This window comes from Xanthomonas sp. DAR33341 (assembly GCF_003992815.1).
Lineage (GTDB): Bacteria > Pseudomonadota > Gammaproteobacteria > Xanthomonadales > Xanthomonadaceae > Xanthomonas > Xanthomonas cissicola.
On record NZ_QEYV01000021.1, the window covers coordinates 83,220 to 94,530 of the forward strand.

Consider the following 11,311-nt stretch of genomic DNA (forward strand, 5'->3'; position numbering starts at 1 on the left):
CGCGGCCGCGTCCGGGTTTTGCCATCATGGTCGGCATTGGCCGTTGTGGCGCATGCATTGCGCAATCGAGAGGTTGAATGGCATCCCCCGAGGCCACCCCGCAGCCCCACCTCACCGCTGGCGACGGCGGCTACCTGAGCATCGACGCGGTCCGCAAGGAGTTCGACGGCTTTGTCGCGGTCGACGACGTCAGCCTGCAGATTCGCAAGGGCGAGATCTTCGCGTTGCTCGGTGGTTCGGGCAGCGGCAAATCCACGCTGCTGCGCTGCCTTGCCGGCTTCGAGCGGCCGACCAAGGGGCGCATCGTCCTGGATGGTCAACCCATCGACGCGCTGCCGCCGTACTAGCGCCCGATCAACATGATGTTCCAGTCGTACGCGCTGTTTCCGCATATGAGCGTGGAGCAGAACATCGCCTTCGGGCTGAAGCAGGAAGGCTTGTCCAAGGCTGCGATCGCCACCCGCGTCGGCGAGATGCTCGCGCTGGTGCAGCTTGGCGCGCTGGCCAGGCGCAAGCCGCACCAGCTCTCCGGCGGGCAGCAGCAGCGCGTGGCCCTGGCGCGCTCGCTGGCCAAGCGGCCCAAGCTGCTGTTGCTGGACGAACCGATGGGTGCGCTGGATAAAAAACTGCGCTCGCAGATGCAGCTGGAACTGGTCAACATCATCGAAACCTCCGGCGTGACCTGCGTCATGGTCACCCACGATCAGGAAGAGGCCATGACCATGGCTACGCGGATCGCGTTGATGGACCAGGGCTGGATCCAGCAGGTCGGCACGCCCGATGAAATCTACGAGCAGCCGGCCAACCGGTTTGCGGCCGAGTTCATCGGCTCGGTCAATCTGATCGATGCGCTCATCGCCGACGACGCGCCCGAATACGTCACCTTGAAAACGCCTGCGTTCGATGCCTGCATCCGCATCGGCCACGGCATCACCGGCTTCGAAGGGCAGGCGGTGGCGTTCGCGCTGCGCCCGGAAAAACTCGCGATCGGCAAGGACGAGCCGGCGCAGGCCTGCAACAAGGCGCAGGGCGTGATCGAAGACATCGCCTATTTCGGCAGCCATTCGGTGTACCACGTGCGCTTGCCCAGCGGGGTCAAGCTGATGGCCAATTTCGCCAATCGCCAGCGTTGGGCCAGCGAAGCGTTGACCTGGGGCGACACCGTGTGGGTAGGGTGGGGCGAAGACGACGGCGTGGTGCTCACCGCATGAAACGCGTGCTCATACGCGGGTTAGCGGGCGCGCGCTGGGGCGTGATCGCCGCACCATATCTGTGGATGCTGGTGTTCTTCGCGATTCCGTTCCTGATCGTGCTGAAGATTTCCTTCGCCGAGCGCGCCACCGCGATGCCGCCGTATACGCCGCTATTGGCGGTTGCTGCCGACGGTGCGGTGAGCCTCAAACTGCATCTGGGCGCCTATCTGGCCTTGCTGCGCGATAGCCAGTACGTGGCTGCCTACCTGAGTTCGATCAAGATCGCGGCCATTTCCACCGCACTGGCGCTGTTGATCGGCTACCCGATGGCCTACGTGATCGCGCGGCTGCCGCTGGCCACACGCAACGTGGCGATGATGCTGGTGGTGCTGCCGTCGTGGACGTCGTTTCTGATCCGCGTGTACGCGTGGATCGGCATTCTCGATGGCAATGGTGTGCTCAATCAGGCGCTGTTGGCGCTGGGTGTGATCGAGCAGCCGTTGCAATTGTTGTACACGCCGATCGCCGCTTACATCGGCATCGTGTACTGCTATCTGCCGTTCATGGTGTTGCCGCTGTACGCCAACCTGGTCAAGCACGATCAGCGCCTGCTCGAAGCAGCCTACGACCTGGGTGCGCGGCCATGGCAGGCATTCGTCCGCATCACCTTGCCACTATCGCGCAACGGCATCGTGGCCGGCTGCATGCTGGTGATGATTCCGGCGGTCGGCGAGTTCGTCATCCCGGAAATGCTGGGCGGGCCGAACACCTTGATGATCGGGCGCGTGCTGTGGGGCGAGTTCTTCAATAACCGCGACTGGCCGGTGGCAGCGGCAGTGGCCACGGTGATGTTGCTGCTGCTGTTGCTGCCGATCGTGATCTTCCACCGTTACCAGCAGCGTGAGCTGGAAGGGCGCCTGACATGATGCGCGCGTCGCGCGGTGGGCGCCTGCTCGGCGGCAGCGTGCTCGCGCTGGGTTTCGGCTTCTTGTACCTGCCGATCCTGTTGTTGATGGTGTATTCGTTCAACGCCTCGCGCCTGGCGACGGTGTGGGGCGGGTTTTCGGCCAGGTGGTACGGCGAATTAGTGCGCGACCGGCAATTGCTCGACGCAGCCTGGGTCAGCCTGGAGGTGGCGTTCTGGACGGCCTGCGCATCGACGGTGCTGGGCACGATGGCCGCCATGGCGATGGTGCGCATGCGGCGTTTTCCCGGCAAAACCCTGTTCGGCGCACTGATCACCGCGCCGTTGGTGATGCCCGAAGTCATCATCGGTCTGTCGATCCTGCTGTTGTTGGTGTCGATGGGTGGCGTGCTCGGCATCGCGCCGCGCGGCGCGGTAGCGATCTGGGTAGCGCATGTCACCTTCACCGTATCGTTCGTGACCGTGGTGATTTCTTCGCGGCTGCAGGAACTGGACCGCTCGCTTGAAGAAGCCGCGATGGATCTCGGTGCCACGCCGCTGAAAGTGTTTTTCCGGATCACCTTGCCGATCATCGCGCCGGCCCTGGCATCGGGCTGGCTGCTGGCCTTTACGCTGTCGCTGGACGATGTGGTGATCGCCAGTTTCCTGGCCGGGCCCAGTTCCACCACCTTGCCGATCAAGGTGTTTTCGTCGGTGCGTCTGGGCATCAGTCCGAAGATCAATGCGCTGGCCACGCTTATGGTGCTGGCGGTGTCGGTAGCCGCGCTGATCGGCTGGTGGCTGCTGGCGCGCAGCGAAAAACGTCGCCTGCGCGATGCGCAGTTGGCACTGCAACGCGAAGGTTGATCGCGACAGGAAGGCGCGAGGCGTAGATGCGTGCAGCGGCGGGTGACCGTTGGACAGGGCAGGTTCCGAAACCAGTGCGACTGCATGCACCAGGTGGCGCCGGCGGCCGGTGCTTGCGAACACAGTGTTGCAGCAGTTTCAGGCGATTGTGACGCGCCCCGAACTTGCCGGCGTCTAGCATGACCGCCTCGCAACAGGAGACCGTCATGTCCTACGACACCGTCAACCCCGCCAACGGCCAGGTCGAGCATACCCAGCAGACCCTGGACGCCCCTGCCATCGAAGCGCGTCTGGCTGCTTCCGCCAAGGCATTTCCGGCCTGGGCCGCGTTGCCGCTGGCCGAGCGTGGCGCCTTGCTGCGCCGCATTGGCGAGGAGCTGACCAGGCGCCGCGAGGACCTGCAACGCATCATGACCGCCGAGATGGGCAAGCTGCGCCGCGAGGCGTTGGCCGAGATCGACAAGTGCGCGCAGGCCTGCGCCTATTACGCCGAACACGCCGCCGACTACCTGGCGCGGCGCGACATTCCTACCGAAGCGCAATCCAGCTATGTGCGCTACGAACCGCTGGGCTGCGTGTTCGCGGTCATGCCGTGGAATTTTCCGTTGTGGCAGGCGTTCCGGTTTCTGGCGCCAAGCCTGATGGCCGGCAACGTGTCGCTGCTCAAGCACGCCAGCAACGTGCCGCGCTGCGCTGACGCCATGAAAGAGGTGTTGGACGCCGCCGGCATTCCGCCGGGCGTGTTCGATGTGCTGCATATCGATAACGACCAGGCTGCCGATGTACTGCGCGATGACCGCATTGCTGCAGTAACGCTGACCGGCAGCGAACGCGCCGGTCGCTCGCTGGCCGCCAATGCAGGCGACCAGCTCAAGAAGTGCGTGATGGAGCTCGGCGGCAGCGACGCGTTCGTGGTGCTCGAAGACGCCGATCTGGCGCACACCGTGCCATCGGCCGTGCAGTCGCGCTTCGACAATAGCGGGCAGACCTGCATCGCCGCCAAGCGTTTCATCGTGGTGGATGCGATCGCCGACCGGTTCATCGAGCGCTTCGTCGCGGCGGCAGCCCAGCGCGTCGTGGGCGACCCGCAGCAGGACAGCACCACGCTGGCGCCGATGGCGCGTGCCGACCTGCGCGACGAATTGCACAAGCAGGTGCAGGCCAGCGTGGCGAAGGGCGCCAAGGTCTTGTTGGGCGGCGAACCGGTCGCCGGCTCGCATGCCGGCTATCCGGCGACCATTCTCGACACTGTCGCTCCCGGCATGCCGGCATACGACGAAGAATTCTTCGGCCCGGTCGCCTCGATCATCCGGGTTGCCGACGAAGCCGAAGCGGTGCGCGTGGCCAATGACACCACCTTCGGTCTCGGCGGCAGCGTGTGGACGGCCGACGCCAGGCGCGGCGAGCGCGTGGCGCAGCAGCTGCAGTGCGGCGCGGCGTTCGTCAACTCCGTGGTCAAGAGCGATGTGCGCTTGCCGTTCGGCGGCATCAAACGCTCCGGCTTCGGCCGCGAGCTGGCCGAGCACGGCATCCATGAGTTCATGAACGTCAAGACGATCTATGTCGCTTGAGAGTTGGGAATAGTGAATCGGGAATCGGGAATCGGGAATCGGTAGAGCGGCTCGCTAGGGCGTTGGCGTGAATGCACAACCGCACTTTCTCCATTCCGCCTACATCTGGGAGATCAAGGAAACCGCTCTTACGATTCCCGATTCCACAATCCCTGGCCGCAACGCGGCCCTAGAGCCACTTGGCGCGCTTGAACAGGCGATACAGCACCAGGCACGAGCCCACGACGCCGGAGACCAGCAATGGGTAGGCGTAGCGGGCATCGAGTTCGGGCATGTGGGCGAAGTTCATGCCGTACCAGCTGGTGATCAAGGTAGGGGCGGCCAGCAGGGCGGCCCAGGCGCCGAGGCGCTTGACGGTTTCGCCCTGGGCCAGCGTCACCATCGATAGGTTGACGCTGAGCGCCGTGCCCAGCATTTCGCGCAGGGTGTCGATAGCATCGCTGGTGCGCACCGCGTGATCGAGCACGTCGCGCAGATAGATGCCGACTTCTTCGTGGATCAGTGAGCCGGGGTTGCGCTTGAGGTGCGAGAGCACGTCCTGCAGTGGCGCCACCACCAACCGCATCTTGTTGAGTTCGCGCTTGAGCTCATACAGGCGCACCACCGTCTCGCGCTTGTAGTCGTCGGCGAAGATGTCTTTTTCCAGGCGTTCCAGCGTGTCGCGGAACTCGTCCATGATCGGCAGGTAATTGTCGACCACGAAATCGAGCACGCCGTACAGGCAGAACGACGCGCCCATGTGCAGCATCGCCGGCTCGCGCTCGACCCGATGCCGCACCGGCGCGTACGACAGCGACGCGCCATGCCGCACCGTCAACAGAAAGCGCCTTCCCAGGAAGGCATGCGTTTCGCCATAGCGGATGCGTTCGTTGACCAGCTGCGCCGTGTTGACCACCACGAACAGCGAGTTGCCGTAACTCTCGGCCTTGGGGCGTTGATGCGCCTTGAGCGCGTCTTCGATCGCCAGATCGTGCAGGCCGAATTCGTCCTGCAACTTGCGCAGCACCGATTCCTGCGGCTCGTACAGCCCCACCCAGACGAAGCCAGCCGGCTGCTGGAGCACATCGCTGATGTGCTCCAGGCTGATGTCGTGGCGCTTGCCTTCGCCGTCGTAGTAAGCGCAGGTGATGACGCAGGACGGATTATCGGGATGATGGCCTTGGCTGTTCATGAGCGCATCCTTCAATCAGCGCGTACGGACGGGCAGGTCACGCGGTCGCAGGGCAATGGCAAGTGCGGTGTGGATCGGCAGCAGCAGCATCACCCATTGCAGGTTGTCCTGCGCCTGGAAGGACAGCCAGTGGATCACCAGCGCCGCCAGCGCGCACGCCGCCACAACCCAGGAAAGCACGTTGAACCAGCGGCCCGGCCGATGGCCCAGCTGCAGCCGTATGCCGCCGAACCACAGCAGCATGCATAGCGGGTTGACCAGCAGCAGGTTGCGGTTGCCCCACGCCGACGCGTGGGCAGTGAATCCCCACAGATACACCAGCAGGCCGCCGCCGATGGCGCATAACAGCCAGAACGGCAACGCCAGTCCAGCCAACAAGCGCTGCCTGCGGCCCAGGGCCAGTACGCCGGCTGCAACGATGAGGCCGGTCAACAGCCACGGCCACCAGTGTCGCTGTTGTTCGGCGGGCTCCGGCGCGATGCGATGCGGTAGCAGCACCTGCGTGGATTGCACCAACGGGCGACCGGCACTGTTGTGCACCTGGGTCAGGCTGTCTGCCAGCCGCATCGGCACGAAGGCCTCTTCCCAACGCGACAGCGGACGATCTGCGTACGGCCCCAGGCCCAGGTCGAAGCCCAGCCACATCCAGGGGGCAGGGGAGGCCAGGCGCACCGCTTCGCTGCGGAAGGTATTGCCACGCGAACGACCGGCCAGCTGCGATTTCAGCGCGCCGCCCATCGCACGGTCCAGCGTGTCGCGCACCATGGTGGCGCAGTTGGCCATGAAGTAGTCGTAGTGGTAGCGCGCGTTTTCCGGTTGGCTACGTACCGCCAGACCCTCGGCCAGCGCGCGCGCCTGGTCTGGCGGCAGATCCAGCCACTGGACGCTGACACCGCGCCCGGCATCGCGATATTGCGACAGGTCTTCTTCCAGCGGCAGCGCGACCAGGTAGTACATCATGTCGCCGCGCGCAAAACGCGGTACGAAGTCCGGCTCGCTCGGGTCGAAGAAGCCGAAGTTGTACGAGGTGGCCTGCTGCGTACGCGGGTCGACCACCACGATGGCATCGTGGCCGAAACGTTCGAAAAACACTTCGCCCGGCTGCATGGTGACTACGCCGACGCGTGGCGCCGGTGCAACGGTCAGCGCAGCTTCCTGCGAAGCATTGCCTTGGACAGCCTGGGCCGCTGCGAGCGGGGCGACTAGCAGCGTGAACAGGAGCAGTGCCCAGCAGGCAATCCACTGCCAGGCGCCACCGCGCTGCGGCGCCGTGCAGGCACTGCGGCTCAGCTGGTTCAAGCGTCGTCCTGCGGATCGGGCGGCAGAATGGTGACGTGGAAGGCGTGCACGCGTCGCGCATCGGCCTTTGCCACGCGGAATGCGAAGCGCCCCAGCGTCAGCTCTTCGCCGGTTTCGGGCAGGTGCCCGATCGCATCGGTGACCAGCCCACCGACGGTGTCGTACTCGTCGTCGGGGAACTCGGCGCCAAAGCGCTCGTTGAAGTCTTCGATCGGCGTCAGCGCATCGACCACATAGCGTCCATCGGCCTGGATCGCGATGAGCGAATTCTCTTCTTCGGCATCGTCGTGCTCGTCGTCGATCTCGCCGACGATCTGTTCCAGCACGTCCTCGATGGTGACCAGCCCGGCAACACCGCCGTATTCGTCCACCACGATCGCCATGTGGTTGCGCGAGAGGCGAAATTCCTTGAGCAGGACGTTGAGCTTCTTGGACTCGGGGATCAGCACCGCCGGGCGCAGCAGTTCGCGCACGTTGCCAGGGCCGTTGTCGGCCACCACGCCGCGCAACAGGTCCTTGGCCAGCAGGATGCCGAGCACTTCGTCCTTGTTCTCGCCGTGGACGGGGAAGCGCGAATGGCCGGATTCGACCACCTGCTTCATCAGGTCGATGAAGCGCGCTTCCACCGGCAGCGAGACCATCTGCGAGCGCGAGATCATCACATCGCCCACGGTCAGTTCGGACACGGAGATCGCGCCTTCCATCATGCGCAAAGTGTCTGCGGCGATGAGACCGTCCTGTTCGGCGGTCCGCAGCAAGGCGACGAGTTCGTCGCGGGTATGGGGTTCGCCGGAGAAGGCAGCGCTGAGGCGCTCGAGCCAGCTACGGCGTTTTTCCGGTGTTTCTAGGGATTGGCTACTGTCGTCTTCGGACATCGTGACGGGGAAGGGCACCCGGCAAACCAGGCGTTAGCCATCAGTCTAGCAGGAAGCCGGCACGGCGCTGTGGATGCGCCGTGGCCTGGCCCGGCTCAGGGCAGATCCAGGCTGTAGCCGCAGCCGACCACGGTCTTGCCCGGATGCGATTTGACGTTGGTCACGCTCAGTACGACCGATTCGATCATCGCCTCGCCGGTCTTGGGGTTGGTGGTGTCTTCGCTGACCAGCTCGCGCCCGTACATGACCTTCTCGGCGTTGTCCACGCCCAGTTCCAGATCCAACTGCTTGGCGAGCGGGCGCGGGTCGGGCAGGTCCAGGATCGCCATGATGCTGGCGCCGGAAAACGCGATGTGATCGGTACTGTGGCCGAACACGCGAATGGGCGTATTGAGCGTGTACTCGGTCATGAACAGGTTGGATTGATCCAGTGGCGTCCAGCCCAGCGCCACCGCCTTGAGCGGGTCGGCCAGTACCGGGGCCAACGCGCTGAAATCGCCGATACGCTGGCGGCATTCGATCAAGGCGGCAAGGTCCGGGCGCACCGGCGCGGTCTGTGCCCAGGCGCCGGGCGCGCTCAACAGCAGCAGGGCGCCGGCAATGCAAAAACGCATCAGTGTTCTCCTGCGTAAGGGTCGTCGATGCCGAGGTCGGCCAGGATCTCGCGCTCCAGTTGCTCCATCGCCTCGGCCTCCTTGTCGTCTTCGTGATCCCAGCCAAGCAAGTGCAAGGTGCCATGCACGGTCAGGTGCGCGTAGTGCGCAGCCAGCGATTTGCCTTGCTCGGCGGCCTCGCGCGCCACCACCGGCGCGCAGATCACCAGATCGCCCAGCAGCGGCATCTTGATGCCCTTGGGCAGGCCTTCCGGCAGTTCGGCGGGGAAGCTCAGCACGTTGGTGGCGTAATCCTTGCCTCGGTAATGGTGATTGAGCGAGCAGCCTTCCTTCTCGTCGACCACGCGCACTGCCAGATCGGCCTCGCGGATGCGCCCCTTCAACGCTGCGGCCACCCACTTGCGAAAACTCACCGCCGACGGCAGGCCGGCGCGCGGCAGCGCATAGCTGACGGCAACGTCGAGGCGGACAGGGCCTTTGGTCATGGCGATACCAGCATTGAGCTCAGACAGGAGCCACAGTATCGCGCGTGTGTTGCCTCACTGCGACTTCCACTCGCTGGGATCGTAGGCGATTTCGATTACCTCGGCTGTCTCGACCAGCTCTTCGATGCCGGCCTGCTTGGTCGAGCCGCGGCAATTGAGGCCAAGATGCGTCTTGATTTGACGCGCCATCTCAGCGGCGCCTTGATCGGGCGTGGCCTTGGCATCGAGGTGGACGGTCAGGTCCGCGCACCCGCCAACATTGCTGACTTGGATGGCCGGTACGAGCGCGCGCGCAGCCTGGTCGGCGAGTGCGTCGAACCTGCTCTGCGCGACTGCTTGCTGCGCTGCCGATACCCGCACCTTGATGTAGTACAGCTGCTTATAGAACAGGTAGCCGTTGGACAGTAGCGGCATGCCGGACGACGACAGGTCCATGCTGAGCTGCAGCTTTTCCCCAACGATGCGTTCGGCGTCCGCGATGGCCGCGATCACCTTGGCATCCACGGCATTGGCCGGGATGCTTTTCGGGACACCCTCGCTGGTCAATACGAACCTGCTCTGGTCCAGCTCGTCCAGCCGCGAATAGGTGCCTTGTTTGCGCGCCGCGGCGAGGTCCTCGCGAAAGGCGATCATGCCGTGCTCGATGGCCTCGGCTTGAGCGCGTTGCCCGGCTGGATAAACGAACACATCGATATTCAATTCCGGATGCTCAGCCATCGCGTAATGGAATCCAGCCCCCGAGACCTTGGCTGCCGGGTTGTAGGAGCTGCGGGCGAGCGTAAACGGACCAACGTTCCTCGGTGCAGCCAGGTAACTGGTCTCGATGTAAGCGCGCGAGGATGCCGGTGGTCCATCCGGCGTGGCCGATAACGCAACTGGGGCAGCACCCAGCATGCAGGCGAAGAACAACACGCGACAACCGACCATGTGCACCTCCTGTGCAGAACGATGCCGCAAGTGTATCGCCCTGAAGCGGCGGGTTGGCGTGTCTGGCTCAGTGCCGCTGCAGACCAACCGGCGCGAGGCGCTGTGCGATGACCGCGCTACTTGGAGGTTTCCCGGCGTGTCCCGCGTTGCACCGGGTCGTGCCGAGCAGGGCATCCGCGGTCACCTCCCGCCAGCCTGCTTCATGCCGCAGGTTCGGCAGGCTTTTCGGCCAGATCGCGCTTGTCATAGGCGGTCACGATGCGCTGCACCAATGGGTGACGCACCACGTCGCGCGCTTCGAAGAAGGTGAAACTGGTGCCTTCCACATCGCGCAGCACTTCGATCGCATCGCGCAGGCCGGATTTGACATGCTTGGGCAGATCGATCTGGGTGAGATCGCCGGTGACCACCGCCGTGGAGCCGAAGCCCAGGCGGGTCAGGAACATCTTCATCTGTTCGATGGTGGTGTTCTGCGCTTCGTCCAGAATCACGTAGGCATCGTTGAGCGTGCGGCCGCGCATATAGGCCAGCGGCGCGATTTCGATGACGTTGCGCTCCAGCAACTTGACCACTTTTTCCACGCCGAGCATCTCGTACAGCGCATCGTAGAGCGGGCGCAGGTACGGGTCGACCTTCTGGCTGAGATCGCCAGGCAGAAAGCCGAGTTTTTCGCCGGCTTCCACTGCCGGGCGCACCAGAATCAGCCGCTGCACACGCGACTCGTTGAGCGCTTCAACCGCGCTTGCTACCGCCAGGAAGGTCTTGCCGGTCCCGGCCGGACCGATGCCGAAATTGATGTCGTGGGTGGCGATCGCGTGTAGGTATTTGGCCTGGTTGGCGCCACGGCCGCGCACGGTGCCGCGCTTGACCTTGATCGCCACATCCTGGGCCTGGTACGCGCGCTCGGCCACATGTTCGAGGTTGGCCTGGTTGAGCCGCAGGTGGATTGCGTGCGTGTCGAAGGTGGTGGTTGCGGCCTCCTCGTACAACGCGGTCAACAGCGACTGGGCGGCGGCGATGGCCGGCTCCGGTCCGGTCACCCGGAAGACGTTGCCACGGTTGGCGATCTCGACGCCAAGCTTGAGTTCGATCTGGCGCAGATGCGCATCGAACGGACCGGCCAGATTGGCCAGGCGCTCGATGTCCTCGGGTTCCAGGGTGAAGTCGCGATGTGCGGGTGCGTTCATGGTTGGATCGGACAGCGCACCTGGGTGCGCGTCGGTAGGGCGGGAGCGAAAGGGTAGCGCGCGGCATGTGATCCCACCAACACAGCGGACGGCGCGGCACCCGGCCATGCAACCGTCCGCAGTCGCGTGCAGGTTTTCCACAAGCGCTGTGGAGTCACGCATCACTAACCTGTGGATAAAACGCGTCGCGCTTACTTGCGCAAGGTTTGCCGGGGCGG

At 64.4% G+C, this 11,311-nt stretch carries 10 protein-coding genes and 1 pseudogene; 4 read left to right on the forward strand and 7 right to left on the reverse strand.

Annotated elements, in window-relative coordinates:
* The first annotated feature begins 77 nt into the window (after positions 1-77).
* The 4 genes and pseudogenes from potA to EO156_RS08095 all read left to right on the forward strand — a co-directional run bounded on the left by potA (position 78) and on the right by EO156_RS08095 (position 4,535).
* Positions 78-1,211 (forward strand): annotated as a pseudogene (gene potA, locus EO156_RS08080) (polyamine ABC transporter ATP-binding protein).
* Positions 1,208-2,119, forward strand: a complete 912-nt coding sequence (locus EO156_RS08085; RefSeq protein WP_016849508.1) for an ABC transporter permease subunit — start codon at positions 1,208-1,210, stop codon at positions 2,117-2,119. The pseudogene potA and the gene EO156_RS08085 overlap by 4 nt, the downstream one beginning before the upstream one ends.
* Entirely contained in the window at positions 2,116-2,964 is an 849-nt protein-coding gene (locus EO156_RS08090) for an ABC transporter permease subunit (protein ID WP_016849507.1), read from the forward strand. Before EO156_RS08085 ends, EO156_RS08090 begins: the two co-directional genes overlap by 4 nt.
* Positions 2,965-3,143: 179 nt before the next feature.
* Entirely contained in the window at positions 3,144-4,535 is a 1,392-nt protein-coding gene (locus EO156_RS08095; RefSeq protein ID WP_016849506.1) for an NAD-dependent succinate-semialdehyde dehydrogenase, read from the forward strand.
* Between the two features lie 169 nt (positions 4,536-4,704).
* On the opposite strand, the gene EO156_RS08100 is transcribed toward EO156_RS08095, so the two are convergent.
* The 7 genes from EO156_RS08100 to EO156_RS08130 form a co-directional block, all read right to left on the reverse strand.
* Positions 4,705-5,706 carry a magnesium and cobalt transport protein CorA gene (locus EO156_RS08100; RefSeq protein WP_026006916.1) on the reverse strand — a complete coding sequence of 334 codons (1,002 nt, stop codon included), beginning with the start codon at positions 5,704-5,706 and terminating at the stop codon, positions 4,705-4,707.
* A gap of 15 nt (positions 5,707-5,721) precedes the next feature.
* The gene (locus tag EO156_RS08105; protein ID WP_005922986.1) at positions 5,722-7,005 is read right to left on the reverse strand and encodes a DUF4105 domain-containing protein; all 1,284 of its coding nucleotides are present in this window, start codon (positions 7,003-7,005) and stop codon (positions 5,722-5,724) included.
* Positions 7,002-7,880 carry a transporter associated domain-containing protein gene (locus tag EO156_RS08110; RefSeq protein WP_003488337.1) on the reverse strand — a complete coding sequence of 293 codons (879 nt, stop codon included), beginning with the start codon at positions 7,878-7,880 and terminating at the stop codon, positions 7,002-7,004. Before EO156_RS08110 ends, EO156_RS08105 begins: the two co-directional genes overlap by 4 nt.
* A 95-nt stretch (positions 7,881-7,975) precedes the next feature.
* Positions 7,976-8,494 carry a hypothetical protein gene (locus EO156_RS08115; RefSeq protein WP_003488338.1) on the reverse strand — a complete coding sequence of 173 codons (519 nt, stop codon included), beginning with the start codon at positions 8,492-8,494 and terminating at the stop codon, positions 7,976-7,978.
* On the reverse strand, positions 8,494-8,979 hold the full coding sequence (ybeY, locus tag EO156_RS08120) for an rRNA maturation RNase YbeY (RefSeq protein WP_003488340.1): 486 nt from the start codon (positions 8,977-8,979) through the stop codon (positions 8,494-8,496). Before ybeY ends, EO156_RS08115 begins: the two co-directional genes overlap by 1 nt.
* Before the next feature lie 54 nt (positions 8,980-9,033).
* The gene (locus tag EO156_RS08125) at positions 9,034-9,696 is read right to left on the reverse strand and encodes a hypothetical protein (RefSeq protein ID WP_016849504.1); all 663 of its coding nucleotides are present in this window, start codon (positions 9,694-9,696) and stop codon (positions 9,034-9,036) included.
* Positions 9,697-10,106: 410 nt separating this feature from the next.
* On the reverse strand, positions 10,107-11,093 hold the full coding sequence (locus tag EO156_RS08130) for a PhoH family protein (protein WP_016849503.1): 987 nt from the start codon (positions 11,091-11,093) through the stop codon (positions 10,107-10,109).
* Positions 11,094-11,311: the final 218 nt, after the last annotated feature.